We start from the raw sequence: 25448 nt of genomic DNA, 5'->3' as shown, positions 1-25448 counted from the left end.
ACGTCCGAAACGGTGAGGACGGCAGCGAACCGCCGCCCTCTGCTCTTGCGTTAGTACTTGTAGGCCAGCTTAAGGAACCATTCACGCGGACGTGAGTAAGTTGCCAGCGCTGTCCCCGCGACGTCACGGTCGACATATCCGCCCTGAATATACCGCTTATCGGTCAGGTTAGTTACACCAGCTGTCACTGTAAAATGCTCGCTACTCTCAGTAAATGATGCGCTTGCGCCGAATACGCTATAGCCAGGCTGCTTTAATTCAGAACTGTTTAACGCATCTTTGTACGTTGTGCTCTGGTACGACCAATCGCCACGAAGAGTCAGCTTGCCCCTGTCTCCTCGATAAACATCGGCGTTGAAAGAAGCCGAGCCAGTCCACTCCGGCACGAAGGCAAACTTCGAATTGAGGCCTATCGGGAATGCCGCCGGATCGATTTCACGAAAATAAGCATCCAGATAACCAACACCGAATGTCAGTCGCAACCAATCGGCAGGAGCTGCTTCGCCTTCAATCTCGAAGCCCTTAATTCGACCAGTGCCAGCATTGCGCGCCCTAGGCGCGATGCCTTCGTTTACAACAACTTGGATGTTGCTGTAGTCGGAAAGAAACGCAGCGATATTAACGCGAAGTCGACGATCAAAAATCTCTGTTTTAAGACCTATCTCATAAGATTCTACAAATTCAGGAGTGAAAGAAGGGGCAACTTGCTCAGCAGGAAATATTCGTTGAGTAAATCCGCCGTTTTTGAAGCCTTTAGAATATGATGCATATGCGAGAACATCATCGCTAATCTTATAGTCCATTGAAATTGCCGGTGTCCACTCCTTCGCCTTTACAGCAACTTGAACAGCCGGCATCGTGTGGTTTCCGCCAGGGTTGGTGGCGGCAGGAGCGCATCCACCAGGTAGTGGGAAACCAAATAGTGGGCTGGCTGGGTCGGTCACTAGCAATGGCGTGGGTTGGCCAGTAACGCATTGGCTGAAAGCGATGAATACACCATCTGGATAGGGAAGAATTCCTGCCTGCCCGAGAGGTGCCGTGTAATCACGGTTAATAGTCTGGAACGACGGGTCAAAACGCTTTGTTTCGTCCGTGTAACGAATTCCCGGTGTTATGGAAAATCGGTCGGTTACCTTGAAAGTGGCCTGCAGGTAAGCGGCATAGCTGTCGTTGTCAATCTTGCCACCACTGAAGAAATCCGCAAACCCGAAGCGCAGATCATTCTTGTCCTGTCCTTTTTCTTTCAGATAGTATCCGCCGAGCACAAACTTTAACCGGTCGTTCAACAAACTGCCGGTCAGCTGCAACTCCTGTGATGCCTGCCATAAGTCGATATTGTTGGTCAGCTGCAGATAGGGATGGGGCGTGCCATCAAAGTCGAACTGGATTGTTGCCTTTTGGTCGCGATAGGCGCTGATTGATTTGAGGTTAATGCCACCGAAATCATAGTCGAGTGTCAGGTTGGTGCCCCACAAATCGAAATCCGACTGGTTTTTCGTGCCCGACCAAGTCGAGTCGATATTGCCAGTTACCCATTGGGTAGTTGCACACAGGGGATTGTTGACTGGGGCAAGCTGACCGTCCGCGCCACAAACACCGGCCCCCCCCTGTAGCTTGTTCCATGCATATGTAGAGCTTGGGAATGCTAAGGTCCGCCCATTCCGATTGACGATCTGAAGCAGGTTGGGCGATTCAAAAAGGTTAACTAAAGTAGATGCGGCCATCTCCTCCCGGCGGATGTTGATGTCCCCACTGAGATTGACCGTGAGTTTGTCTGTCGGTTCCCATTTAAAGGCGACACGCCCACCAAAGCTATCTTTGTTACCCTGGCGACCGCCATCGAACAGACGTTTCTGATAGCCGTCGCGCGTTTCATAGGAAGCAACAGCCCGCATCGCTAGGTTGTCGTTCAGCGGTACATTGATAATGCCCTTGAAATCGGCGCGATTGAACCGGCCGGTTGCCGCTTCGAGCTTCAGGTCGAAATCCTTCTGCGGCTCAACCGAATTGACCACGATCGCTCCGCCGATCGTGTTCTTGCCAAACAGCGTACCCTGCGGACCGCGCAAGACCTGGACGCTTGAAACGTCTGCCATGTCGAGTAGCGCTCCGACGGAACGCGCGACATATACGCCATCTACATAGACGCCAACGCCGGGATCGACAGTGATGTTGAAGTCGGTCTGTCCGACGCCGCGGATGAAAGCGGTAATCGAGGCACTCGAACCCGAGATGTTAGCAACCGGCGAAATGTTGACATTGGGAGCGAACTTGGCAACTTCCGCTACGTTGACGATCTGCTTTTCTTCGAGCATCTCACCAGTCATCGCCGTGATCGCGATGGGTGTTTCCTGCAGATTTTCAGAGCGTTTCCGAGCTGTAACAATAATATCACCAAGTCCTGAAACTGCTGTCTCGGATTGTGGGTTACTATCCGATCTGTCTTGTGCATACACATGGGTCGGCGCTAGCAGTAAGAGCGCGAGCATCGGGGGCGCGTTCGACAGCAGTAGATTTTTTATTTTTGGATGATTAATTTTCTTCATGGCATCCTCCTTGATTAAAGTTATTGTTTAAATTTTCGTTTCTATAGTTATTCCAATCTTACGAGGTTGTTCATAGAACCCGTCGGTTCCCAACGTTCCGGGGCGCACGGTTTGCAGCACCTTCTCGTTGGTCAGGTTCGTCACCCACAGGCCGACCTTGAAGGCTTCGCTTCCAGGCTGCCAATTGATCGAGAGGTTAGACAGGGTGTAGGGGCGCTGCGAGAATATGTTGGCGAAGTCGTAGTATACCCTGGAACTCCACAGCAGATTTCCGGCCAGAGTGACGCGCCCGTTGCCGACGTCATGGCTCCAATCAAACCCCACATTGCCCGACCATTCAGGCGCCCGGGTCATGACCTTGCCTGAAGCATCGTAGGGAGCAGCCACGTTGCCGGCGTAGTTGCCGTTGCCATTCACGATCGGCGTAAAGCCCTGGGCGTTGGGGAAATCCTTGTAGCGGGCATGGGTATAGGCAACCGCCGCACGCAGCCTTAGGTCGCGGACCGGATTGATGATGGTCTCAAACTCGCCGCCATAGATTTCGGCGTTGGCTGCATTCTGCAGGATGTATCCGGGACCGGTCGGAGCCTTCGACTGAAGTTGGAGGCCCTTGTAGTCGTAATAATAGGCGGCAAGGTTGGTGCGCAGCCATTCCAATGGATCGGACTTGATCCCGAATTCAGCCGCCTTGATGTTCTCCGGATTGACCGGGGTGCCGCTGATTCCCGCCATGTTGTATACCCCGCTCTTGAACGCGGTGCTGTAGGTGGCGTAGACGTTAGTCTTGTCGGTCACCTCATAACGGATACCGACTTTGTAGTTAAACTTTTTGAACGTTTTTGAAACGTCATTGACCAGCAATACGCCATTGTTACTTTGGCTAAACCAGCGCGTCTCGGTAGTGTATCGGCCGCCGAGCGTGATGAACAGGTTCGGCTGAACCTCATAGGTGCCTTCGGCAAAGACCGCGAATGAGCGTCCATCAAGCTTGGGTGTCAACGACGGCCCTGCCAAGGGCAGAGCTGGGTTGGTGGTGGTCCAAGGCTCGAGGACCGGGGCACCACCGCCGAACTGGTAGAAGTACCCGCCGACCAGCCACTGGAAGCGGCCGGGATTGGCCGAACTCAGCTTGATTTCCTGACTGCCCGACTCCGATTCAAACACTGCCGGAAAGTTCGACAGCTTTATGTTCGAGGCATCGCCATCGGTCGTCTGCCGCCAGCGCAGGTTGAGAAAACCGGTGGTGGTTTCAAGCAGGACGCTACCCAGATCGAGCCGGGTGTGCAGTGCCGCGCTCCAACGTGTGAGGTTGAGCAACGGCACCTCGGTCAACGAGGCCTGCCAGGCACGGGTCGGTACGATCACGCCCGGCCAATTGTTGCCTGCGGTGTTGCCATCCAGCGGCTGCGGCGAATTGGTGGTGCTTTCCTGGTTGAAGTATTCCCCGGTCAGAACAACCTTGAAATTGTCGGTCGGCTTGAACAGCAACTTGCTGCGCAGGTCGATGACGCGCTGGTTGCCCAGAGTGCCTCCACGGACCAGATCGTCGATGTATCCGTCGTTTTTGCGGAAAAGCGCGGCAAAGTCAGCCGCGACCTTGTCGCCCATTGGCCCGGTAAAATAGAGCCGGGCGTCGTAATCGCCGGCATCGCGCCTCATCCGGCCCAAGCGCAGCGAAGCCTTGCCGCGGAAGTCGAAGCTGGGATCGGGGGTGATGACGTTGATCAGTCCGCCGGTGGCATTGCGACCGAAGGTCGTGCCCTGCGGCCCGCGCAGCACCTCGACCCGCTCGACCTCGACCAGGTCGATCCAGTTGGCGGCCGATTCCGGTTGGTAGACGCCGTCGACGTAGGTTGCGATATTGGGTTCATCACCAACCGAAATGCCGGTTGAGCCGACGCCGCGTACGACCGGCTGGAAGACACCCATATTACGGCTGCCGATGAAGCCTGGCACAACCTGAGTGAGGGAGCGGACCGTTGAAACATCGGCGGAAGCAAGAGCATCGCCGGTAACCGCAGTAACTGCAACCGGCACGGTTTGCAGCTTGGCCTCGTGCCGAGTGGCGGTGACGATAATGTCACCTAGACCCGTGCTGGCAGGCTGGGATTCGTCCGTTTCGCTTGTGAAGTCTTGTGCTAAGGCCATCTGCGGCGTCAGCGCGGTCACTCCCAACAAGGCGACAAAAAAGCAATCATACCTTTTCATGCATCCCCCCTTGTGTAATCGAATTTTTTATTTTGACTTGTTCAAATACTCGGCAAGAAAATCCAATCGGTCATTCCCCCAGAAAACCTGGTCGTCAACGAACATCAGCGGCGCACCGTACACGCCGCGCTGGATCGCCTGGCTCCGGGCCTTGCGATATTCGTTCTGGCCAGTCGGCGATTCAACGAAGGCAATCAGCGCCTCAGCGTCGAGACCCGCTGCTTTGGCGCATGCGGCCAGCTCGTTGCGGTCGCCCGGATCGATCCCCTGGCCCCAGATCCGGCGGTAGGCATCGGTCACAAATGCCTCGGCCTTACCGTGCTCGCGGGCGAACAGCACCGCGCAATTCCAGTCTGCGCAAGCGAAGCTCGCCGGGAAGGTGAGGGGCACCCCATAACGTTCGGCCCAGCGCTCAAGGTCTGCCTTCATGACCTTGATCTTGGGCAAGACTTCGCGATTGGACGGGCCATAGTTGCCGGCGGCAATTTTGGCTTCAGGAATGTCAATCGGCCAGTATTCCACCGTGCTTCCCGCTGCCCGCGCGATCTCCGGCAGCTTGAGCTGGGCAAGGTAGCTGAACGGGCTGATGAAATCGAAGTAGAAGTCGATCGTGCGGGTCATGCCGGTTCCACCTCAAAGCCGACCATTTTGCGATAATTGTCCCAGAACCCGATGATCGCGCCCTCGGTGACGAGATGGTCGGCATCCTCGGCTCGACCGCCACCCATCGCGATGTAGGACGTCGCGCTTGCCTCGCCGACGATGGCGTTCTGGACGATTTCCACCGCTTCGCCGTCTTCCATCGAAATGAGTCCTGCAGGTCCGATCAGGTTAGCCTGTTTTAGCCGGATGGCCTGCATTTCCTCGTCGTCGTCCTGGTAGCCGAAATGGGTCCAGACCAATTCGAATTCGTCTGGGCCGTAAGTCACGGTCTGGCGTACGGCGAGCGTGTTCTGGATCTGCTGGAGGACGAGGTTGGGGTAGACCGCGAGGATCACCAGAGTGACATTGTCCGCGAACTCCTGCCGACCTTTCAGCAGCGACATGTCCTGCAGCTTGAATTCGGTGTCGAAGGTGCGGGAATCGCCGTAGGCCTGCTTGTCGGCGGCATCGTCGTTGCTGGCCGCGATCGAATAGAGCAGCGAGTGGCGTTTGTTGGCATCCATAAGCGCCTTACCGGTCTGGGTTGAGCGATACAGACCGAACGTGTTGTGGAATAGGTGCAGCAGGCTCGCGTGGTAGGGATCGCGGGTGTTCTCCGCGTAAAGCTTCCAATTCCCGCGGATGCGCTGGCGCTGGTCGCCCAGAACGGTGACGGGTTTGCACATGATCCGCTCGATCTGCTCGACCACGATCGGACCGAGGAAATCACGGCAGGATTCAACCGTTTCGGAGAAAGAAGCGAAGACCAGACCGTTGACCGATTCGGTGCGTAACTGTCTCAGATTGTGCTGGCTCATGTCAAAATCGCCAGGCATCCCGCCTTGCCCCTTGAGGCCGCGGCGGAAGGGCACGCCGATCAGCTTACCCTTCAGGTCGTAGGCCCACTGGTGGTAGACGCATTCCAGACTTGAGCGGTTGCCGCGCATTTCGCGGCAGACCAGGGCACCGCGATGGGCGCAGCGATTGACCACGACATGCACCGAGCCGTCGCTGTCGCGCGTGAGGATCACCGGCGTTTCGCCCACGAAGGTCGATTTGAAATCACCTGCCTTCGGAACTTCAGCTTCAAGTCCGACGAAGGACCAGCAGTCACCCTTAAAAATTTTCTCCTGTTCGCGATCATAGTACTGGCGATCGGTGAAAACGCGGTACGGAACCCGGCATCCGGCAGTGGACGGGGCTTGATCCAAGGTGTCTTGTTGCTGGGCAATGGACATGATTGGGTGCTTTCAACTTTGCAGCTAGATCGGGCGGACCATCATCGTATCGATGAGGTGGGTGTCGAAGATTGCGGTCTTGGAAAGGAAGCGCGAGCCAGCGCCGGAAACGTCGATTTGATCGACATATTTTCCGGAATTGTAGATCGACGTCTGACCGTCGTTGCGCGTCATCAGGACCACATAGTTGGTCTGTGTGGTGACGATCTGCCCGCTGGTCGACTTCACGCGGGTCGGACCGAGAATATGCCGGTAGCTGTGCGCGGGAAAGATATTGGCGCGGCGCAAAGAGACGATGCGATCGACCAGCATGCCGCGGCTGTCGCAGAACACCGCAGCCAGGTTCAGCGAACGATTGTGGTTCTCCGCTGAGATCACACTGTACTGGCACTTTTCTTCAAACAGGTTAGGCCATTCTTCCAACCGGTCGTCATCGATCAGTTCCGCATGAAGCGCATTAAGTTGCGCAGCGGCATGCTGAAACTGCATCTGCTCAAGGGTGGGAAGGCCCATCAGGCTGCTCCTTCGGGCTTCGTGATGCAGACCCAACCATCCTCGATTTCGACCGGATAGGACGCGATCGCCACTTGGCAGGGAAAGGCCTTGGCTGCGCCGGTCTTGATGTCGAACGAGCCGCCATGGAACGGACACTCGATGATGTCGCCATCCTGATATCCGTCGGTCAGCATGGCATTGCCGTGAGTGCAAAGATTGTCGGTAACGAAAATCTCGCCATCAACATTATATACTGCGAGGGCGGGCATTCCTTCGGCGAACGCCGCGACCGGCTCGCCGTCTTTTACGCCGGCAACTTCACAAAGGCGCAATTGGTTCGACATGATGGGGTTGTTTTCCTGTCAAGAATTGATTTACACGAAGATTGTCACAGCAGCGGAACGTCCATTCCGTAACCAGCAGCCTCGTTGCCATGACCGAAGATGTCACGGGTGTAGTATTCCTGCTGGCTCGGCGCCTGGCGCGCACCCCAGCCAAATTCCCACAGCCAACCCGACGGGTTAGCGCAGTAAAACGTCAGGGCCTGGTCGTTGGCGTGCTTGCCCAACTGGAGCGCGACGTCAATCTTCTTCGCACGCACAACGTCATGGGCCATGCCGAGATCATCGAGTTCGGTGTATTCGAACATCAGGTGATTGATGCGCTTTTCCATCGGCCCAAGACCGAAAGCAACAGAATGCTGTCGTTCGTTGCAGTGCATGAAGTAGGGCTGGGCAACCATGCCGTTCGGCAGATGAAGGTGGTATTCGACTGAACCGCGCAGACCCAGCAGTTCATAGAAACGAGCCGCCGCCTCGACATCGTCCTGGCGCAGAATGCAGTGCCCAACGCCTTGCGATCCGGTCAGGAACTTGCCGAACATCGGACGGCCAGGATGAAACGGCTTGTGCGTATCGACCTGGGGGCCGAAGAAGATCTCGGTCGGATTGCCGCCCGGATCGGCCAGCTTGAGTAGCCCGAGAACGCGGCGCTCGCGCGCTTCGGCTTCGGTGCCCACGGTGAAGGGGATTCCCGCCGCGCTCAGCTTTTCCTGCATCGCGGCGAATTCCTGCGGCCCGGCCACGCGCCAGCCCATGTAGGCCAGGTCATCGCTGCCATCAGCGTGCAGAACGATGCGGTGATGCCAAAGGTCCATCCGCAGATAGAGCCGATCCCCTTCGCCTTCATCGACGACTTCCATGCCGGCGACTTCGGCGGCGTAAGCGCGCCAGGCAGCGAGATCGGAAACGGAAAGACCAAGATAGCCGAGTTCGGTGACGACCGACATAGTTCAAACTCTCCCAATTCACCCCAAAACAGGGCCATTTTGCGATTTGCTGGCAACCTTGCTTCGATTCGAGCCGCCGGTTTCAGCCATTTCTGACCCACTACCTACCAGAACGTTTTTCATTGTGCAATACGTTGCACGAAATGATGGGATGAGGTAATCACCGTGTGCCATCTGCGGTTGATTCGCGGATGGTATTGGGTGCCCGACGCACAGAACGGGAGAGGATCGATGGAACTCAATGATAAAATCGGCGGCAGGATTGCCGACTTGCAGGGCTTGAAAGGGCGCATGCGCGCTTGGCTCAAGAAGGATCACGAGCGCGGGATCTTCCAGCTGGACCGCGCCGCTTTCACCGAAGCTGCGCTGTTTGAGCTCGAGATGAAGTACATCTTCGAACGGAACTGGGTCTACCTCGCGCACGAGAGCCAGGTTTCCAAGCCGAACGATTTCATCACCACGAAAATCGGCCGCGTCCCCATCCTTGTAACCCGGGACAAGTCCGGCGATGTCGGCGCCTTCGTGAATGCCTGTTCGCACCGTGGCGCGCGCCTGTGCCGCGAGCGGGCCGGCAACAAGCGCAACCACATGTGCCCGTTTCATGGTTGGACGTTCTCGTCCGGGGGCGACCTGCTGGACGTCACCGATGAGAGCATCGGGGGCTATCCGGAGGCATTCAATCGCGCCGATTTCGGGCTTCAACCGGTCGCCCGGGTGGAAAGCTACCGCGGCTTCATTTTTGCCAGCCTCTCCGCCGATGTCGTCCCGCTGGTCGATCACCTCGCCGGCGCGCGGGATTTCATCGATATCCTGGTGGACCAGTCGAAGTCCGGCGCAATGGAAGTTTTGCCCGGAACCAACCGCTACCGCTATCACGGCAACTGGAAGATGCAGGTCGAGAACGGGCTCGACGGCTATCACGTCATGACCACGCATGCCAACTACTTCATGACGGTTCAGCGCCGCGTCGAAGGCATTTCGAAGAACGAAACCAAGGCGATTAGCTTCAATGGCTTCACCGCGCGCGATGGCGGGTCGTTCTCGTTCCACAACGGACACACGGTGTTGTGGGCCGACTATGCCAACTTCATGGATCGCCCCAATTTCGAGATCATCGACTGGCTCGAAGAGTCCTACGGCGCCGAAAAGGCCAAGTGGATGAACAAGCGCATCCGTAACCTGCAGCTGTTTCCCAACGTCTTCCTGATGGACCAGACCAGCACGCAGATCCGCATCATCCAGCCGCTGGCCCTGGATGAGACCGAAGTCAGCACGGTGTGCATCGCCCCGGTCGGCGAAAGCCCCGAGGCGCGGGCCCTGCGGCTGCGTCAGTATGAGGATTTCTTCAATTCGACCGGCATGGCGACCCCGGACGACCTGACCGAATTCAACAACTGCCAGACCGGGTATGGCGCCGGCGAAGGCCGCTACAACGAGATGTCGCGCGGTTCGACGCGCTGGGACACCGGCCCGGGCAAGTTCGGCGAGCCGCTCGATTTCAATGTGGTGCTGAGCAGCCCGGCGGTTGCCGACGAAGGCCTCTATGTGGCGATCCATGACGAATGGCTCACGCTCATGGAAAAGGCCATCGACAGCGAGTGCAGCGAGCTTGCCGCCTTCCTTGAGCGTTCACTGGAGAAGGCACGATGACCGCATTCCATTCGCGCTGGCTGGCGGTTTCCCGCTTCATCGGTCAGGAAGCCATGGCGCTTGACGACAAGGACTGGGATGCCTGGCTGGCGCTCTATCACGAAGAGGCGGAATACTGGGTTCCAGCCTGGGACGATCACGAACGGCCGACTGCGGATCCGCAGAACGAAGTCTCGCTGATCTACTATCCCAACCGGGGCGGGCTTGAGGATCGGGTGTTCCGGATCAGGACCCGGCGCTCGGCGGCGAGCACGCCGCAGCCACGCACGGTTCACCAGTTCTCCCTGCTGTCTGCTGAGGAGAGCGATGACCAGGTGCATGCGCGGACGTCTTGGACCACGGTTTCGGTGCTGGAAGGCAAAGTCGCCACTCTCAGCGGGTGGGCCTTCTATGATCTCGAACCTCGGGATGATTCGTTCGTGATCCGCCGCAAGAAGACGGTTGTCGTCACCGATCTGTTCCAAGAAGTAGCCGATGTCTACAGCCTCTGAGCGGGTGCGCCCCGTCGTGGGGACGATGATCGGTGATCCCGCCGGGATCGGACCCGAAGTGGCTGTCAGGGCGCTGGCCGACGGTGCCGTACACACGGATTCGATCCCCGTGCTGGTCGGGTCTGCTGCGGCGGTAGAGCGGGCGCTCGATTTCACTGGCACCAAGGCACGGCTGCGGGTGATGCGCGGCTTCGAAAAACCCAGCGACGATCCCGCGATCATCGACGTCATCGATACCGGCGCGCTGCCCGATGGCGTTCTGCCCCTGGGCGAGGACACCGAGGCCGCCGGGCACGCCACCGCGCAATGGCTGGATGAGCTCGACGCGTTGGCCCGCGACGGTTCTTTCGCCGCCACGATCATGGGGCCGATCAGCACTGGTTCGCTTAAACTTGCCAAGAAGCTCGACAGGGTCATCAGCCCGACCCCGGGCGAAAGCTATCTGGTGCTGCTGACCGGGCCGCTCAGGGTTGCGCATCTCACCGACCACATGTCGCTGCGGCAAGTGATCGACGTCATTTCAGCCGATCTCGTCGCCACGGCGGTGGGGCAACTGCACGAGGCCATGCAATCGTGGGGCATCGCCCAACCGCGGATCGCGGTTGCCGGTCTCAACCCACATGCCATGGGCGACGAGGATCGCCTTGAAATTGCGCCTGGGATTGAAGCCGCGCGGGCAAGGGGCATCGATGTCGAAGGGCCTATCGCGCCTGACTCGGTCTTCCGCCACTGCATCGAGGGTCGCTACGACATGGTCCTGGCGATGTTCCACGATCAGGGCCACATCGCGGTCAAGACCTGGGGCTTTTCGGGCAATAGCGTGATCATCATGGGGCCGCCGTACCTGCACATGTCGGTGGCCCATGGCACCGCCTACGACATCGTCGGTACCGGCAAGGCCGATGCCGCGATGATGCTGAGCGCGATGCGCACTTGCGGACGACTCGCTTCGGGCCGCGGTTTCGAACAAGCTTAGGGAGAAGACCATGAACGCCGAAACCATGCCCGTCGCCGCGGGGTCGGAGCCGACTGCGGTCGATTACGCAGTCTATCACAGCCAAGCGATCTTCACTGCCGAACAGGAAAACATCTTTCGCGGACAGACCTGGTGCTACCTCGGCCTCGAAGCCGAGCTGGCCAACAGCGGCGATTTCCGTTCGACCCATGTCGGCAATACTCCGGTGGTGGTGACGCGGGCAACCGATGGCACCATCCATGCCTGGGTAAATCGCTGCGCCCACAAGGGCGCAACCGTGTGCCGCTCGCTGCGTGGCAACCAGGCCGACGGGGCGTTCGTCTGCGTCTATCACCAGTGGGCCTACGACGCGACCGGTGCGCTTGTCGGCGTGCCGTTCCGGCGGGGGCTGAAAGGCGTGGGCGGCTATTCGAAGGAATTCAATATGGCCGAGCATTCGCTGGAGCGGTTGCGGGTCGAGACATTCGGCGGCCTCGTGTTCGGCACCTTCAACCCGACCATCGCCCCGCTCGACGACTTTCTGGGTCCAGTGATGCGCAAATACATTCAGCGCGTCTTCCAGCGCCCGGTCAAGGTTCTGGGCTATGCGCGACAGTTCATGGCCGGCAACTGGAAGCTCTATTCGGAAAACAGTCGTGACAGCTACCACGGCGGTCTGTTGCACCTGTTCTATCCCACTTTCGGCATCTACCGCCAGAGCCAGGAAAGCGCGGGTCTGGTTTCGGACGAGGGCTACCACACCGTCTTTACCGTGTCTAAGCCCAAGGGCGATGTCGACTACGGCTCGTTCGGTGACGAGGCCAACCGCGAGATGCAGGGTGAGGCCAAGTTGCAGGACGAGCGCCTGCTGGCATTCCGCCCGGAGATCGCTGATGATGTCGGACTGCACATCCAGTCGATCTTCCCGTCTGTCGTTGTCCAGCAGATCCAGAACACCCTCGCCACCAGGCAGATCGTGCCCCACGGGACCGACAAGACCGAGCTGGTCTGGACCTATTTCGGCTATGCCGACGATGATGATGAAACGACTCGCCACCGCCTTCGCAACCTCAACCTGGTTGGACCGTCTGGGTTGATTTCGATGGAAGACGGCGAAGCGGTCGAACTGTGCCAGCAGGGCACGATCGGTGCCGAAGGCAAGCGCAGCTTTGTCGAGATGGGCGGGGACGATGTCCGACCGTCATACGCCCCGATGGGTATGGATGAAAATTCCGTGCGCGGGTTCTGGAAGGGCTATCTCGGGCTGATGGGCAATGCCTTGGCCGATCTCGCAGCGGAGGGCCGGGCATGAGCGTTGCAGCCGAAGTAGCGCAAGTCGCGCAAAGTGCGATCGACGATTTCAACGCGGCTTACGGGCTTTGCCTTGATGATGACCGGCTCGAGCAATGGCCTACGCTGTTCGTTGACGATTGCCTGTACCAGGTGATCGCGCGCGAGAATGTCGATAACGGCTTGCCCGCAGCTGTGATGTATTGCGACAGCAAAGGGATGCTGGCGGATCGGGTTGTCGCGCTGCGCAAGGCAAACGTCTTCCCCGAACATTTCAACCGGCACCTGATCGGGCGTGCGGTGATCACCGGCGCGGAAGGCAACCAGGTTTCTGCTGAAGCCAGCTATGTCGTCTTCCAGACCCGTAACGATGGTGAAACGCGTATCTACAATGCCGGCAAATATGTCGACTGGTTCGATCTTAGCGGTGGAACCGTTCGTCTGAAGAGCCGGACCTGCATCTACGACACGCTGCGAATCGCCACCCTGTTGGCGACCCCGATCTGAGCCGATCCCGCATTTCCTGGTTTGCCCAAAAGGAGACTATCCATGAAGCTGTTCATTAGCCCTGGTGCCTGCTCGCTCGCACCGCATATTGCCCTGCGCGAAACCGGTGCGGCGTTCGATGCGGTGAAGGTCGATCTGGCGACCCGCAAGGTAGAGACCGGAGACGATTTCCTGACGGTCAATCCGTCAGGCAAAGTTCCTGCGCTGACCCTCGACAGTGGCGAAACCCTGACTGAAAATCCTGCGATCCTGCTCTACATCGCCGATCAGAAGCCAGACGCGGCCCTGGCGCCTCGTGATGGCACGTTGGAGCGTTACCGCCTGATCAGCCGACTGAGTTTTCTGGGGTCGGAATTCCACAAGGCGTTCGTACCGCTTTTCACACCCGGCAGCAGCGACGAAGCAAAGCTCGCGGCCTCGACCGCCGTCAAGAATCATCTGGGTGCGCTGGACAAGGAACTTTTGGACAAGGAACACTATGCCGGTTCTGAATTCAGCGTCGCCGACATCTATCTGTTCGTGATGCTGGGCTGGCCGGCCCATGTCGGGATCGACATGAGCGCCTATCCCAACCTTGGTGCTTATTGCGGCCGGATCGCGCAGCGCCCGTCGGTTGGCGCAGCACTCAAGGCCGAAGGGCTCGTCTGATCGGGCATGCGCGAGGCGGCGATTTCTGCCGCCTCGCCGCATTCTTTATTTGCCAATGCGTTTGAAATAGTGCAATGAAAGCTACTGTAAGGTGTCAGTTCGCCGACTCGGTCCCGACACCATGTGGATACAAAATCAACGAAGCGGGAAAGGACTGGTTGGCTATCATGGCAAGCGCGACATTGGACACGAGCCGACCGGAAATCGCCAATTCGTTCGTCATCGGCGGAAGCTCGACCAATTATCATGACGTCGGCGAGGGCGATCCGGTCCTGTTGGTTCATGGTTCCGGGCCTGGCGTGACTGCATGGGCCAACTGGCGCCTGAACATTCCGGTTCTTGCTCAGGATTTCCGGGTCATCGCGCCCGACATGTTCGGTTTCGGCTATTCGGACAGCAAGGGCCGGATCGAAGACAAGCAGGTCTGGGTCGATCAGCTCGCCAGTTTTCTCGACGGATTGGGCATCGACAAGATTTCGATGGTCGGCAACTCGTTCGGTGGCGGGATCACGCTGGCATTCATGATTGCCCACCCCGATCGGGTGGAACGCGCCGTTCTGATGGGGCCTGCAGGGCTCAACTTTCCGATTACTCCTGCGCTCGACAAGGTTTGGGGCTACGTGCCGTCAGTTGAGGCCATGCGCGAATCGCTCAAGTACCTTGCCTGGGATCACAGCCGCCTGACGGAGGATCTGATCCAGTCGCGCTATGTCGCCAGCGCCCGGCCCGAAGCACATGAACCCTATCATGCAACGTTCGGCGGCGCCGACCGCCAGGCCAACGTGGCGATGCTCGCCAGCCGCGAGGAGGACATCGCCGCAATCGCGCACGAGACCTTGATCCTGCACGGGATTGCCGATCAGGTGATCCCGCTCGATTCTACCGTACGCTTGGCCACGCTGATGCAGCGGGCCGATCTGCACCTGTTCGCCGAATGCGGACACTGGGTGCAGATCGAGCGGATGGCAAGTTTCAACCGGATGGTTGCCGAGTTCTTTAAGCATGGCCTCAAGGCCTGATCGGAGAGGAGATTCTTCATGGCTTTGACTGGTGTAATTCGTCCTGGCTATGTCCAGCTCAGGGTTCTGGACTTGGACGAGGCCATTATCCACTACCGCGACCGGATTGGTCTAAACTTCGTCAATCGCGAGGGGGATCGGGCCTTTTTCCAGGCGTTCGACGAATTCGATCGTCACAGTATCATCCTTCGCGAGGCCGATCAGGCGGGCATGGATGTGATGGGCTTCAAGGTCGCCAAGGACGCGGACTTGGACCATTTTACCGAGCGCTTGCTCGATATCGGTGTCCATGTCGACGTGATCCCGGCGGGGGAAGATCCCGGTGTAGGCCGCAAGATTCGGTTTAACACGCCGACACAGCACGTCTTCGAACTTTACGCCGAGATGGCGCTGTCGGCCACCGGTCCGGCCGTCAAGAACCCCGATGTCTGGGTCGTGGAGCCACGTGGCATGCGTGCCACCCGCTTTGATCACTGTGCGCTCAACGGCGTGGATATAGCCAGTTCGGCCAAGATTTTTGTCGATGCGCTTGATTTCTCAGTCGCCGAGGAACTGGTCGATGAAACCAGCGGCGCCCGGCTCGGCATCTTTCTTAGCTGCAGCAACAAAGCACACGATGTCGCCTTCTTAGGCTATCCCGAAGACGGTAAGATCCACCATACCTCGTTCAACCTGGAATCCTGGCACGATGTTGGCCATGCCGCCGACATCATCAGCCGCTACGATATTTCGCTGGATATCGGGCCGACCCGTCATGGGATCACCCGCGGGCAGACGATCTACTTCTTCGATCCCTCGGGCAACCGCAACGAAACCTTCAGCGGCGGTTACATTTATTATCCGGACAATCCGCAGCGCCTGTGGCAGGCAGAGAACGCCGGCAAGGCCATCTTCTACTACGAAAAGGCGCTCAACGACCGCTTCATGACGGTGAACACCTGATCATGGACGGGGTGGTTTCGGTCCGGACAGTAGGCCACGAATTGGCGCTCAAGGCAGCGGCTGCCGCCGTTGCCATGGGTGCGGCGGCGGGCTGTCCGGTCGTTGCCGCGGTGGTCGGCGCGGGGGGAGACCTGGTCGCGTTCGTGCGCGCCAGCGGCTCCCCTTCGCCGTCTGCAAAGATCGCGCAGGACAAGGCTTACAGCGCCGCCAGCTTCCGCGTCCCGACGCCGGATCTCTATGCGATGGTTTCGGGCAATCCGGCCTTGCGCGACGGGATCGTCGCGCAGCCGGGAATAGCGATGTTCGGCGGCGGCCTACCGATCGAAATTGCCGGTGAATTCGTCGGTGCGATTGGTATTTCCGGCGGGAGCGAAGCGATGGACGTCGAGTACGCCAACGCCGGCCTCGCTGCGATCGGCGCAAGGCAATTCTGACGCCCCATGGGTTCTGGCAAAACGTAGGTAATATGCACCAATGACTTCCGTCTCCTCCTCTCCAATCACGGATACTATCCTGAACTTCATCGACGGGTCCTATCGCGAAGGCAGCGAGGGCAAGTCGTTTTCCAACGTCAATCCGGCCACCGGGGCCGAGATCGGGGTTGTGCACGAAGCAAGCCAGGCAGACGTCGCCGACGCCGTGGCTGCGGCCAAGGCCGCGCTTACCGGGCCGTGGGGCAAGATGACCACGGCCGAACGGGTCAAGCTGATCACCGCCGTGGCGACCGAGATCGAACGCCGAGCGGATGATTTCCTGGCTGCCGAAGTGGCCGACACCGGCAAGCCGCGTCATGTTGCGTCGCATATCGATATTCCGCGCGGAGCCGCTAACTTCCGCATGTTCGCCGATGTCGTCTCGACGATGCCGGGCGAAAGCTTCAACACGCCAACCCCCGATGGCGGCCAGGCGTTCAACTATACCGTGCGCAAGCCCAAGGGTGTGGTCGCCGTCGTCTGCCCGTGGAACTTCCCGCTGCTGCTGATGACCTGGAAGGTTGGCCCGGCGCTTGCCTGCGGCAATACCGTGGTGGTCAAGCCGTCCGAGGAAACGCCTCGTACCGCTGCCCTACTGGGCGAAGTGATGAACGCGGTGGGCATGCCCAAGGGTGTCTACAACGTCGTCCATGGATTCGGTCCGGGTTCGGCCGGCGAATTCCTCACGTCCAACCCCGATGTCGATGCCATCACCTTCACCGGCGAAACCGGCACCGGACAGGCCATCATGCAGAAGGCCGCGACCGGCGTTCGCGACATCTCGTTCGAACTCGGTGGCAAGAACCCGGCGATCGTGTTCGCCGATGCCGACCTCGACAAAGCGGTCGAGGGTCTGTCGCGCTCGGTCTTCCTGAACACCGGGCAGGTCTGCCTCGGAACCGAGCGGGTCTATGTCGAACGGCCGATCTTCGATGCCTTCGTGGCGCGGATGGCGGCGGCGGCGCAGGACTTCAAGCCGGGCGTGACCGGTGATCGCGCCTATCTCGGCCCTCTGATCAGCGCCGAGCACCGCGAGAAAGTGCTGGGCTACTATCGCCGTGCGGTCGAGGACGGGGCCACCGTGGTCACCGGCGGCGGCGTTCCTGAAATCTCGGGCGCGGAAGCCGGCGGCTTCTTCGTGGAACCGACGTTGTGGATCGACGTCGCCCACGGCGACACCGTGATGCGCGAGGAAATCTTCGGGCCGTGCTGCGGCATCTTACCGTTCGACAGCGAGGACGAGGTGATCGCGCTGGCAAACGATACGGTATACGGCCTGTGCGCCTCAGTCTGGACCGAAAACCTGTCCCGCGGACACCGCGTGGCGGCGGCGATGGAGGTGGGGGTGTGCTGGGTCAATTCCTGGTTCCTGCGCGATCTGCGCACGGCTTTCGGCGGGTCCGGCCATTCCGGCATAGGCCGGGAAGGCGGGGTGCACAGCCTCGAATTCTACACCGAGATCACCAACATCTGCGTAAAGCTTTAAGACGATGACTATCGACCCTAAAACCATCGAACAAGCGGCTCTGGCGCTGCGCGGCGCCGCCGAAAGCGGCACACCGGTCAGTCCGATCCGAGACCTGATTGCCGCCGGTGGCGTTGAGGCCGCCTATGCTGTGCAGGAATCCAACACCCGGCACTACCTGGCTAGCGGGCGGCGGCTCGTAGGGCGCAAGATCGGCCTGACGTCGCTTGCAGTCCAGCGCCAGTTGGGGGTGGACCAGCCCGATTACGGGATGCTGTTCGCAGACATGGACGTGCCGGAAGGTATCCCGGTGTCGCTTGATCAGGTCATCCAGCCCAAGGTCGAGGCCGAGATTGCGATCGTCGTTGGGCGGGATTTGCCCCACCCCGACATGACCACCGCCGAGATGATCCGCGCGGTCGAATATGTCGTTCCGGCAATCGAGATCGTCGACAGCCGCGTCGCCAACTGGGACATCAAGATCTGGGACACGATCGCCGACAACGCGTCGAGCGGACTGTTCGTGCTCGGCGCGGTGCCGCGCAAGCTAGATAGGCTGGATTTGCGCACGTGCGGCATGGTTATGGAGGTAAAAGGCGAACCGATTTCGGTCGGCGCCGGGATCGCCTGTCTTGGTAGCCCAATCACCTCTTCCCTGTGGCTGGCGCGGGTCATGGCGAATGCCGGGCGGCCCCTGCTGGAAGGCGACGTGATCCTTTCGGGCGCGCTCGGCCCGATGGCCGGGGTTTCTCGCGGAGATGTCGTTGAAGCGCGGATCAATGGGCTTGGCACTGTCCGAGCTACGTTTGCTGCTGACTGAATTGGAAGTGGAGGTTGGTCAAATGGCCAGGATGAAGTGCGCAATTATCGGTTCCGGCAATATCGGCACTGATCTGATGATCAAACTGCTCAAGGGCTCGGACACTCTGGAGCTGGCAGCGGTAGTCGGGATCGATCCGGCCTCGGAAGGCCTGGCGATGGCCCGCGAAAGGGGCGTGGCCACCACTCACGAGGGGATCGAGGGCCTGTGTCGGATGCCGCAATATGCCGATATCGGCATCGCCTTCGATGCGACTTCGGCCTATGCGCACAAGGCGCATGACGAGATACTCGCCCGCGACGGCAAGCTGATGGTCGACCTGACACCGGCAGCGATCGGTCCGGCGACCATCCCGCCTGTCAACCCCGCGGTCGATGCGACCGTTCGCAACATCAACATGGTGACCTGCGGCGGCCAGGCTACGATTCCGATCGTCGCGGCGGTCTCGCAGGTGGCCAAGGTGCACTATGCGGAAATCGTCGCGTCGGTTTCGTCGCGCTCCGCCGGTCCCGGCACCCGTGCCAACATTGATGAGTTCACCCGCACCACCGCGCGGGCGATTGAGACTGTCGGCGGTGCGGCCAAGGGCCGGGCTGTGATCATTCTCAATCCCGCCGAACCGCCGATGATCATGCGCGATACGATCTTCACGCTGTCGGAAATGGTCGATGAGGAAAAGGTGCGCGATTCGGTCCTGGCGATGATTGCCAGGGTGCAGTCATACGTGCCGGGCTACCGGCTCAAGCAGGACGTGCAGTTCGAACGCTTCGGTTCGAACCGGCCGCTCAAGATCCCCGGCTACGGTGAATTCGAAGGCCTCAAGACCAGCGTGTTCCTCGAGGTCGAGGGCGCGGGCGATTATCTGCCCAACTATTCCGGTAATCTCGACATCATGACCGCTGCCGCCAAGGCGGCAGGCGAGAGCTTGGCCAAGACTCATATGGAAAAGATCGCAGCATGACCTTTGATCCAACATCTGATCGGCTCTACATCCAGGACGTGACCTTGCGCGACGGGATGCACGCCATCCTGCATATGTATGGCACCGACAGCGTGCGCACGATCGCCAAGGCGCTTGACGAGGCAGGGGTGGATGCGATCGAGGTCTCGCACGGCGATGGCCTGAACGGTTCGACCTTCAACTATGGGTTTGGCGCCCATACCGACTGGGACTGGATCGAGGCTGCCGCTGATGTCATCCAGAACGCGGTGCTGACAACGCTTCTGGTGCCCGGCATCGGCACCGCCGAAGAACTCAAGCGCGCCTATGCCATGGGGGTGCGCTCCGTGCGCGTCGCGACCCACTGCACCGAGGCCGACGTCGGCAAGCAGCACATCGGCATCGCGCGCGATCTGGGCATGGACGTATCGGGCTTTCTGATGATGAGCCACATGATCGAGTCCGAAGCGCTCGCGCAGCAGGCGCTGCTGATGGAAAGCTATGGCGCGCATTGCGTCTATGTCACCGACAGCGGCGGGGCGCTCGACATGGATGGCGTGATCGCACGTCTCCAAGCCTATGACCGGGTGCTCAAGCCTGAAACCCAACGCGGCATCCATGCGCACCACAATCTGTCCTTGGGCGTGGCCAATTCGATCGTCGCCGCGCAGACGGGCGCGGTGCGGATCGACGCGAGCCTTGCCGGGATGGGTGCGGGAGCCGGTAACGCACCGCTCGAGGTGTTCATCGCCGCCGCCAACCGCAAGGGCTGGAAGCACGGCTGCGACGTGATGGCGCTGATGGACGCGGCGGACGACATCATACGCCCGCTTCAGGACCGTCCGGTGAGGGTCGATCGCGAGACGCTCAGCCTGGGCTATGCAGGCGTCTATTCAAGCTTCCTGCGCCATGCGGAAAAGGCAGCGGAACAGTACGGAATCGATACCCGCGAGATCCTCGTCGAATTGGGCAACCGCCGGATGGTCGGAGGCCAGGAAGACATGATCATCGACGTTGCGCTTGATCTGATCAAAGCTAAGGCCAACTGAGATGGACAGGCTGGCGAAATACGCGGAAATGCTCGACTCTGCACAGCGTGAAGCAACAGCTACCCCGCAAATCACCCCTGTGGACACCGCTTTCACGGTGGAAGAGGCCTATCAGGTGCAGAAGCTCTCGGTCGATCGGCGCCTGTCGCGTGGCGAACGGCGCATCGGCGTCAAGATGGGGCTGACCAGCCGGGCCAAGATGTTGCAGGTCGGCGTCGACGAAGTGGCCTGGGGCAGGCTGACCGATGCGATGCTGGTCGAGGAAGGATCCGCCCTTTCGCGCGCGCGCTACGTCCACCCCCGGGTCGAACCGGAAGTCGCCTTTCTGATGAAGGCCCCGCTGGTCGGTAAGGTGACTGCCGCCGCTGCGCTGGCAGCAGTCGAAGCGATCGCCCCGGCGATGGAGATCATCGACAGCCGTTACGAGAACTTCAAGTTCGCGCTCGAGGACGTGATCGCCGACAACACTTCCTCGTCGGGGCTGGTGATCGGATCCTGGCACGATCCCCGGATCGATTTTTCGAATCTGGGCGTGATCCTCGAAATCGATGGCGAAGTGGTACAGGTCGGGTCGACCGCGGCGATCCTTGGCCACCCCATCCGTTCGCTGGTTGCTGCGGCCCGGCTGGTTGCCGAAGCGGGCGAACAGATCAACGCGGGTGACATCGTCATGGCTGGCGGCATCACCGCCGCGCCCAACCTGGCTCCCGGCCAGACCGTGCGGACGACCGTGCAGAACCTTGGCGCGGTCATGTTCCAGGTGGAGGCCTGATATGCCGATCATCGAGGTCAACCTGCTCGAAGGGCGCCCGCCGGAAGCCAAAGAGCGGCTGATCCGGGCGCTGACCGATGCTGCCATCGGTGCGATCGGGGCGCCGCGTGAGTCAGTTCGCGTCATCCTTCGCGAGATGGACCCAGCGCATTTCGCGGTGGGGGGGGTAAGCTTTGCGGCGAAGGCCGCTGCCGCGCAGCCCCGAGTCGAAGAAGATTGGTCGAATGAGGCTTGAGCCCTACCAGATCCGGATCCTCGGAGGGGGGCAGTTCGCTTGCCCCGAGGGTGAACGCGTACTGATCGCGATGGAGCAGTTTGGTTCCAGCGATATAGGAGTGGGCTGCCGTGGCGGTGGTTGCGGGTTTTGCCTGGTTCGAGTTGTTGAAGGCGAATACCGGACCGGCAAGATGAGCACGGCCAAGGTTTCTGTCGCCGACCAGGCAAAGGGATACGCCCTGGCCTGTCGGATCTATCCGATGGATGACCTAGTCATCGAAGTTCTATGAAAACCAAGGGAGAGTTGTCATGGCTACGCAGTTGAAAAGTACAGAAAACGACTACGGCATTAAGTCCGAGTACGGCCATTATATCGGCGGCGAGTGGATTGCCGGGGACAGCGGCAAGACCATCGATCTACTCAATCCCTCGACCGGCAAGGTGCTGACCAAGATCCAGGCCGGCAATGCCAAGGACATTGAGCGTGCGATTGCCGCTGCCAAGGCTGCTTTTCCCAAGTGGTCGCAAAGCCTGCCCGGCGAGCGCCAGGAGATCCTGATCGAAATTGCGCGCCGGCTGAAGGCACGCCAGTCGCACTACGCGACGCTCGAAACGTTGAACAACGGCAAGCCGATGCGCGAATCGATGTTCTTCGACATGACCCAGACTATCGGTCAGTTCGAGCTGTTCGCTGGCGCGGCCTATGGCCTGCATGGCCAGACGCTCGATTATCCCGATGCGATCGGCATCGTTCACCGCGAACCGCTCGGTGTCTGCGCGCAGATCATCCCGTGGAACGTACCGATGTTGATGATGGCGTGCAAAATCGCACCAGCGCTGGCATCGGGCAACACTGTCGTTCTGAAGCCGGCCGAGACGGTCTGTCTTTCGGTGATCGAATTCTTCGTGGAAATGGCCGATCTGCTGCCGCCGGGTGTGATCAACGTCGTCACCGGCTATGGTGCGGATGTGGGCGAGGCGCTGGTCACCAGCCCCGATGTCGCCAAGGTAGCATTCACCGGTTCGATCGCCACTGCCCGCCGTATTATCCAGTATGCCTCCGCAAACATCATCCCGCAGACGCTCGAGCTGGGCGGCAAGTCGGCGCACATCGTGTGCGGCGATGCCGATATCGACGCGGCGGTGGAAAGCGCTACGATGTCGACTGTGCTCAACAAGGGTGAGGTCTGCCTGGCCGGTTCGCGCCTGTTCCTGCACCAGTCGATCCAGGACGAGTTCCTGGCCAAGTTCAAAACCGCGCTTGAAGGCATCCGCCAGGGCGATCCCCTCGATATGGCAACCCAGCTTGGCGCCCAGGCGTCGAAGATGCAGTTCGACAAGGTAGAAAGCTACCTGCAGCTCGCAACCGAGGAAGGGGCCGAAGTTTTGACCGGCGGCACCCGCGCCGATGCTGCAAATCTGGCGGGTGGCAACTTCATCAAGCCGACGGTGTTCACCAATGTGAAGAACACAATGCGCATCGCGCAGGAGGAGATCTTCGGGCCGGTGACCACTGTAATCAGCTGGAACGACGAAGCCGACATGATGCAGCAGGCCAATGCCACCACCTACGGCCTGGCCGGCGGCGTGTGGACCAAGGATCTTGCCCGCGCCCACCGGATCGCGCGTCAGCTTGAAACCGGCACGGTCTGGATCAACCGCTACTACAACCTTAAGGCCAACATGCCGCTGGGCGGTTACAAGCAGAGCGGCTTCGGGCGTGAATTCAGCCATGAAGTGCTGAACCACTACACCCAGACAAAGTCGGTCGTGGTCAACCTTCAGGAAGGCCGCGTCGGGATGTTCGATCAGTGATCGAGAACCCGCGATCTTCGGGAGGAACGATGTGACTGCAAGGCTCGAAGGACAAGTGGCGCTGCTAACCGGCGGCGCCACAGGGATCGGTGAGGCGGTCGTCGCGCGCTTTATCGAAGAAGGTGCCAAGGTTGGCGTCCTGGTCAGGGATGCCGCTCAGGCCGACTTGGTGCGTACGCGGCATGGCAACGCAGTAGTCGTGATTGAGGGCGATGTCCGCAATTATGTCGACAACGAAAAGGCAGTCGTCGCAACCGTGGCTGCATTCGGCAAGCTTGACGTGTTCGTCGGCAATGTCGGGATCTGGGATTTCATGACCCCGCTTGCGGACATGGAACCCGAAAAGCTCTCGGAAACGCTGGACGAGATCTTCGGCGTCAACGTAAAGGGCTACTTCCTTGGCGCCCGTGCCGCAATTCCGGAGTTGCGTAAGACCAAGGGCAGCATCATCTTTACTGCCTCGACTTCAAGCTTCTACACCGGCGGTGGCGGTACGCCCTATGTGGCGTCGAAGCACGCCGTGCTGGGCCTGATCCGCCAGCTCGCCTGGGAACTAACCCCCGACGTCAGGGTCAACGGCGTGGCGCCAGGCGGCACCCGAACGCCGCTGGGCGGTACCCATGCGGGCGGAACAGCCGATGTTCACATGGAAGATATGGAAGGGCTCGACGCGATGATTGCCGGGATGACGCCGCTCGCGCGGATCGCCGAACCGGATGATCACTCCGGCCTCTATGCCTTGCTCGCCTCGCGTCGGGACTCGGCCTACATGACAGGAACGGTTTTGCTCAGCGACGGTGGAATCGGCATCGGCAAACGCCCCGGAAGCTGAAGCGGCTTAGATCTCTCCACCCTTGGCGGGTGCTCGATTCGTCGAGCGCCCGTCTTTTTTTACGTGCGATTGCTGCGATCAAGAAAGCGGTCGGCCGAAATGACCGAACGTGAGAGGCCGGCGGCAAGCAATTGCGCTTCGGCAAAGTCGATCATCGCCGGTGGGCCACACAGATAGGCTTCGTGCGCCGCCAGGTCTGCAACGCCCGCAATCTGCTCGGTGATCAGCCCACGCGCTCCTGCCCAGTCGCTGTCTGGCTCTTCATCCGACAAGGCCGGGACGAATTCGAAAGGGGCCATCCAGCGTTGACGAAGGGCCGCAATTTTGTCGAGGGCATAGAGATTGGACTTACGGCGCGCACCGTACAGCAGGTGCACCGCCCGGTCTGCGCCCCGGTCGAGCGCCTGCTCCAGAATCGAGATGATCGGCGCTAGACCACTACCCCCGGCGATGCAAAGAATGGGGGCAGTGCTGTCCTTGAGGGCGAATTGCCCATAGGGGGCGGTAACCTTCAGCTCCATTCCGGTGCGATCGGTGCAGAACAGCCAGTCGGTAAATGCGCCGCCCGGAACGTGCCGGATGTGAAAATGCAGTTGCTGGGTGGGTTCACCAACCGTCGCGAAGGCGAATGAATAACTGCGTGCACCTTCGATGCCGGGAGCGGTCAGATCAGCGTATTGTCCGGGAGTGAAGGCCAGTGGCCGATCCAGTTCGATGGTCAGCCCGATTATATCCTCGCATAGCCGTTGTGCGGCGACGATGGTGCCGCGATATGTAGCAATGGCGATCCCTTGCGAGAGTGGCGCATCAACCGCGATTGTCAGATCCGAGCGCGGAATGGCCTGGCAGGCGAGGCGAAAGCCGCTGCGCAGTTCGTCGCCCTCAAGTGCAAGGGCCGACGGGCTCAATTCGCCGATCTTGCCAGACACGAGCTTGAACTTGCAGGTACCGCACGAGCCAACCTTGCAATCGTGCGGCATGGCCAGACCCGCGTCCAGCATCGCTTCAAGAAGTGTCTTGCCCGCCGGTATGTCAAGCGTGGTCGGCGATCCTTCCACGGTTACGGTGTTCATCTTGGATTTGCGCAGGAAAGAAAACATTGTCGGGTTTTTCCGAAATGGGCGGGCGGAATCTGCAGTTGCAGATT

At 59.8% G+C, this 25448-nt stretch carries 26 protein-coding genes; 18 read left to right on the top strand and 8 right to left on the bottom strand.

Features of this window, described 5'->3' with window-relative positions; genetic code table 11:
* Positions 1 to 50: 50 nt before the first annotated feature.
* The 7 genes from SAB01S_RS16530 to bphC are packed head-to-tail and all read right to left on the bottom strand — an operon-like array spanning position 51 to position 8417.
* The gene (locus SAB01S_RS16530; protein ID WP_046765868.1) at positions 51 to 2546 is read right to left on the bottom strand and encodes a TonB-dependent receptor; all 2496 of its coding nucleotides are present in this window, start codon (positions 2544 to 2546) and stop codon (positions 51 to 53) included.
* Positions 2547 to 2573: 27 nt separating this feature from the next.
* Entirely contained in the window at positions 2574 to 4754 is a 2181-nt protein-coding gene (locus SAB01S_RS16525; RefSeq protein ID WP_024018963.1) for a TonB-dependent receptor, read from the bottom strand.
* Positions 4755 to 4781: 27 nt separating this feature from the next.
* On the bottom strand, positions 4782 to 5375 hold the full coding sequence (locus tag SAB01S_RS16520) for a 2-hydroxychromene-2-carboxylate isomerase (RefSeq protein ID WP_008828124.1): 594 nt from the start codon (positions 5373 to 5375) through the stop codon (positions 4782 to 4784).
* Positions 5372 to 6634, bottom strand: a complete 1263-nt coding sequence (locus SAB01S_RS16515) for an aromatic ring-hydroxylating dioxygenase subunit alpha (protein ID WP_008828125.1) — start codon at positions 6632 to 6634, stop codon at positions 5372 to 5374. The genes SAB01S_RS16520 and SAB01S_RS16515 overlap by 4 nt, the downstream gene beginning before the upstream one ends.
* Before the next feature lie 24 nt (positions 6635 to 6658).
* Positions 6659 to 7147 (bottom strand): aromatic-ring-hydroxylating dioxygenase subunit beta, encoded by a 489-nt coding sequence (locus SAB01S_RS16510; protein WP_008828126.1) that lies wholly within the window; start codon positions 7145 to 7147, stop codon positions 6659 to 6661.
* The gene (locus SAB01S_RS16505; protein WP_008828127.1) at positions 7147 to 7473 is read right to left on the bottom strand and encodes a non-heme iron oxygenase ferredoxin subunit; all 327 of its coding nucleotides are present in this window, start codon (positions 7471 to 7473) and stop codon (positions 7147 to 7149) included. Before SAB01S_RS16505 ends, SAB01S_RS16510 begins: the two co-directional genes overlap by 1 nt.
* A gap of 44 nt (positions 7474 to 7517) precedes the next feature.
* A complete protein-coding gene (gene bphC, locus SAB01S_RS16500; protein ID WP_008828128.1) occupies positions 7518 to 8417 on the bottom strand; it encodes a biphenyl-2,3-diol 1,2-dioxygenase in 900 nt (299 codons plus the stop codon).
* Positions 8418 to 8648: 231 nt separating this feature from the next.
* Here bphC and SAB01S_RS16495 point away from each other — a divergent pair, with 231 nt between their 5' ends.
* From SAB01S_RS16495 to hcaB, 18 genes are all read left to right on the top strand, one after another.
* Positions 8649 to 10067 (top strand): Rieske 2Fe-2S domain-containing protein, encoded by a 1419-nt coding sequence (locus tag SAB01S_RS16495; protein WP_008828129.1) that lies wholly within the window; start codon positions 8649 to 8651, stop codon positions 10065 to 10067.
* Entirely contained in the window at positions 10064 to 10558 is a 495-nt protein-coding gene (locus tag SAB01S_RS16490; RefSeq protein ID WP_008828130.1) for an aromatic-ring-hydroxylating dioxygenase subunit beta, read from the top strand. The genes SAB01S_RS16495 and SAB01S_RS16490 overlap by 4 nt, the downstream gene beginning before the upstream one ends.
* Before the next feature lie 25 nt (positions 10559 to 10583).
* The gene (locus SAB01S_RS16485; RefSeq protein ID WP_008828131.1) at positions 10584 to 11534 is read left to right on the top strand and encodes a PdxA family dehydrogenase; all 951 of its coding nucleotides are present in this window, start codon (positions 10584 to 10586) and stop codon (positions 11532 to 11534) included.
* Positions 11535 to 11544: 10 nt separating this feature from the next.
* On the top strand, positions 11545 to 12825 hold the full coding sequence (locus SAB01S_RS16480) for an aromatic ring-hydroxylating dioxygenase subunit alpha (protein ID WP_008828132.1): 1281 nt from the start codon (positions 11545 to 11547) through the stop codon (positions 12823 to 12825).
* Positions 12822 to 13310: an aromatic-ring-hydroxylating dioxygenase subunit beta gene (locus tag SAB01S_RS16475; protein WP_008828133.1), complete on the top strand. Its 489-nt coding sequence runs from the start codon at positions 12822 to 12824 to the stop codon at positions 13308 to 13310. The genes SAB01S_RS16480 and SAB01S_RS16475 overlap by 4 nt, the downstream gene beginning before the upstream one ends.
* A gap of 42 nt (positions 13311 to 13352) precedes the next feature.
* On the top strand, positions 13353 to 13958 hold the full coding sequence (gstA, locus tag SAB01S_RS16470) for a glutathione transferase GstA (RefSeq protein ID WP_008828134.1): 606 nt from the start codon (positions 13353 to 13355) through the stop codon (positions 13956 to 13958).
* Between the two features lie 167 nt (positions 13959 to 14125).
* Entirely contained in the window at positions 14126 to 14977 is an 852-nt protein-coding gene (locus SAB01S_RS16465; protein WP_008828135.1) for an alpha/beta fold hydrolase, read from the top strand.
* An 18-nt stretch (positions 14978 to 14995) separates the two neighbouring features.
* Positions 14996 to 15919 carry a catechol 2,3-dioxygenase gene (locus SAB01S_RS16460; protein ID WP_024018961.1) on the top strand — a complete coding sequence of 308 codons (924 nt, stop codon included), beginning with the start codon at positions 14996 to 14998 and terminating at the stop codon, positions 15917 to 15919.
* Positions 15920 to 15921: 2 nt separating this feature from the next.
* Positions 15922 to 16353, top strand: a complete 432-nt coding sequence (locus SAB01S_RS16455) for a GlcG/HbpS family heme-binding protein (RefSeq protein WP_037517470.1) — start codon at positions 15922 to 15924, stop codon at positions 16351 to 16353.
* Between the two features lie 40 nt (positions 16354 to 16393).
* Entirely contained in the window at positions 16394 to 17878 is a 1485-nt protein-coding gene (locus SAB01S_RS16450) for a 2-hydroxymuconic semialdehyde dehydrogenase (RefSeq protein WP_008828138.1), read from the top strand.
* Positions 17879 to 17882: 4 nt separating this feature from the next.
* A complete protein-coding gene (locus SAB01S_RS16445) occupies positions 17883 to 18677 on the top strand; it encodes a 2-keto-4-pentenoate hydratase (RefSeq protein ID WP_008828139.1) in 795 nt (264 codons plus the stop codon).
* Between the two features lie 22 nt (positions 18678 to 18699).
* On the top strand, positions 18700 to 19638 hold the full coding sequence (locus tag SAB01S_RS16440) for an acetaldehyde dehydrogenase (acetylating) (RefSeq protein WP_008828140.1): 939 nt from the start codon (positions 18700 to 18702) through the stop codon (positions 19636 to 19638).
* The gene (dmpG, locus tag SAB01S_RS16435) at positions 19635 to 20666 is read left to right on the top strand and encodes a 4-hydroxy-2-oxovalerate aldolase (protein ID WP_008828141.1); all 1032 of its coding nucleotides are present in this window, start codon (positions 19635 to 19637) and stop codon (positions 20664 to 20666) included. The genes SAB01S_RS16440 and dmpG overlap by 4 nt, the downstream gene beginning before the upstream one ends.
* Position 20667: 1 nt before the next feature.
* Positions 20668 to 21438 carry a 2-keto-4-pentenoate hydratase gene (locus SAB01S_RS16430; protein WP_024020833.1) on the top strand — a complete coding sequence of 257 codons (771 nt, stop codon included), beginning with the start codon at positions 20668 to 20670 and terminating at the stop codon, positions 21436 to 21438.
* A 1-nt stretch (position 21439) separates the two neighbouring features.
* Positions 21440 to 21673: a 2-hydroxymuconate tautomerase gene (gene thmT / locus SAB01S_RS16425; RefSeq protein WP_008828143.1), complete on the top strand. Its 234-nt coding sequence runs from the start codon at positions 21440 to 21442 to the stop codon at positions 21671 to 21673.
* Positions 21663 to 21944 (top strand): 2Fe-2S iron-sulfur cluster binding domain-containing protein, encoded by a 282-nt coding sequence (locus SAB01S_RS16420; RefSeq protein WP_008828144.1) that lies wholly within the window; start codon positions 21663 to 21665, stop codon positions 21942 to 21944. The genes thmT and SAB01S_RS16420 overlap by 11 nt, the downstream gene beginning before the upstream one ends.
* Positions 21945 to 21963: 19 nt before the next feature.
* Complete coding sequence (locus SAB01S_RS16415) at positions 21964 to 23469, top strand: aldehyde dehydrogenase family protein (protein ID WP_008828145.1); 1506 nt, start codon at positions 21964 to 21966, stop codon at positions 23467 to 23469.
* 31 nt (positions 23470 to 23500) lie between these two features.
* A complete protein-coding gene (hcaB, locus tag SAB01S_RS16410; RefSeq protein WP_031309914.1) occupies positions 23501 to 24301 on the top strand; it encodes a 3-(cis-5,6-dihydroxycyclohexa-1,3-dien-1-yl)propanoate dehydrogenase in 801 nt (266 codons plus the stop codon).
* Between the two features lie 59 nt (positions 24302 to 24360).
* On the opposite strand, the gene SAB01S_RS16405 is transcribed toward hcaB, so the two are convergent.
* Positions 24361 to 25448 (bottom strand): 2Fe-2S iron-sulfur cluster-binding protein (locus SAB01S_RS16405; RefSeq protein WP_245646511.1); only part of this gene is annotated, 1088 nt, incomplete at its 5' end.

It is taken from the genome of Sphingobium abikonense NBRC 16140 (assembly GCF_001598335.1).
Lineage (GTDB): Bacteria > Pseudomonadota > Alphaproteobacteria > Sphingomonadales > Sphingomonadaceae > Sphingobium > Sphingobium abikonense.
The sequence above is the reverse complement of the archived record's forward strand: the minus strand, read 5'-3'. Positions and strand labels throughout refer to the sequence as shown.

Coding starts and splice junctions, on each gene's coding strand:
- SAB01S_RS16465 (WP_008828135.1), top strand. CDS start 14,126: ATGGCAAGCGCGACATTGGACACGAGCCGACCGGAAATCGCCAATTCG.
- SAB01S_RS16440 (WP_008828140.1), top strand. CDS start 18,700: ATGGCCAGGATGAAGTGCGCAATTATCGGTTCCGGCAATATCGGCACT.
- SAB01S_RS16420 (WP_008828144.1), top strand. CDS start 21,663: ATGAGGCTTGAGCCCTACCAGATCCGGATCCTCGGAGGGGGGCAGTTC.
- SAB01S_RS16510 (WP_008828126.1), bottom strand. CDS start 7,147: ATGGGCCTTCCCACCCTTGAGCAGATGCAGTTTCAGCATGCCGCTGCG.
- SAB01S_RS16430 (WP_024020833.1), top strand. CDS start 20,668: ATGGACAGGCTGGCGAAATACGCGGAAATGCTCGACTCTGCACAGCGT.
- SAB01S_RS16480 (WP_008828132.1), top strand. CDS start 11,545: ATGAACGCCGAAACCATGCCCGTCGCCGCGGGGTCGGAGCCGACTGCG.
- SAB01S_RS16415 (WP_008828145.1), top strand. CDS start 21,964: ATGGCTACGCAGTTGAAAAGTACAGAAAACGACTACGGCATTAAGTCC.
- bphC (WP_008828128.1), bottom strand. CDS start 8,417: ATGTCGGTCGTCACCGAACTCGGCTATCTTGGTCTTTCCGTTTCCGAT.
- SAB01S_RS16445 (WP_008828139.1), top strand. CDS start 17,883: ATGACTATCGACCCTAAAACCATCGAACAAGCGGCTCTGGCGCTGCGC.
- thmT (WP_008828143.1), top strand. CDS start 21,440: ATGCCGATCATCGAGGTCAACCTGCTCGAAGGGCGCCCGCCGGAAGCC.
- SAB01S_RS16460 (WP_024018961.1), top strand. CDS start 14,996: ATGGCTTTGACTGGTGTAATTCGTCCTGGCTATGTCCAGCTCAGGGTT.
- SAB01S_RS16515 (WP_008828125.1), bottom strand. CDS start 6,634: ATGTCCATTGCCCAGCAACAAGACACCTTGGATCAAGCCCCGTCCACT.
- SAB01S_RS16530 (WP_046765868.1), bottom strand. CDS start 2,546: ATGAAGAAAATTAATCATCCAAAAATAAAAAATCTACTGCTGTCGAAC.
- SAB01S_RS16525 (WP_024018963.1), bottom strand. CDS start 4,754: ATGAAAAGGTATGATTGCTTTTTTGTCGCCTTGTTGGGAGTGACCGCG.
- SAB01S_RS16485 (WP_008828131.1), top strand. CDS start 10,584: ATGATCGGTGATCCCGCCGGGATCGGACCCGAAGTGGCTGTCAGGGCG.
- SAB01S_RS16495 (WP_008828129.1), top strand. CDS start 8,649: ATGGAACTCAATGATAAAATCGGCGGCAGGATTGCCGACTTGCAGGGC.
- dmpG (WP_008828141.1), top strand. CDS start 19,635: ATGACCTTTGATCCAACATCTGATCGGCTCTACATCCAGGACGTGACC.
- gstA (WP_008828134.1), top strand. CDS start 13,353: ATGAAGCTGTTCATTAGCCCTGGTGCCTGCTCGCTCGCACCGCATATT.
- SAB01S_RS16490 (WP_008828130.1), top strand. CDS start 10,064: ATGACCGCATTCCATTCGCGCTGGCTGGCGGTTTCCCGCTTCATCGGT.
- SAB01S_RS16455 (WP_037517470.1), top strand. CDS start 15,922: ATGGACGGGGTGGTTTCGGTCCGGACAGTAGGCCACGAATTGGCGCTC.
- SAB01S_RS16520 (WP_008828124.1), bottom strand. CDS start 5,375: ATGACCCGCACGATCGACTTCTACTTCGATTTCATCAGCCCGTTCAGC.
- SAB01S_RS16450 (WP_008828138.1), top strand. CDS start 16,394: ATGACTTCCGTCTCCTCCTCTCCAATCACGGATACTATCCTGAACTTC.
- SAB01S_RS16475 (WP_008828133.1), top strand. CDS start 12,822: ATGAGCGTTGCAGCCGAAGTAGCGCAAGTCGCGCAAAGTGCGATCGAC.
- SAB01S_RS16505 (WP_008828127.1), bottom strand. CDS start 7,473: ATGTCGAACCAATTGCGCCTTTGTGAAGTTGCCGGCGTAAAAGACGGC.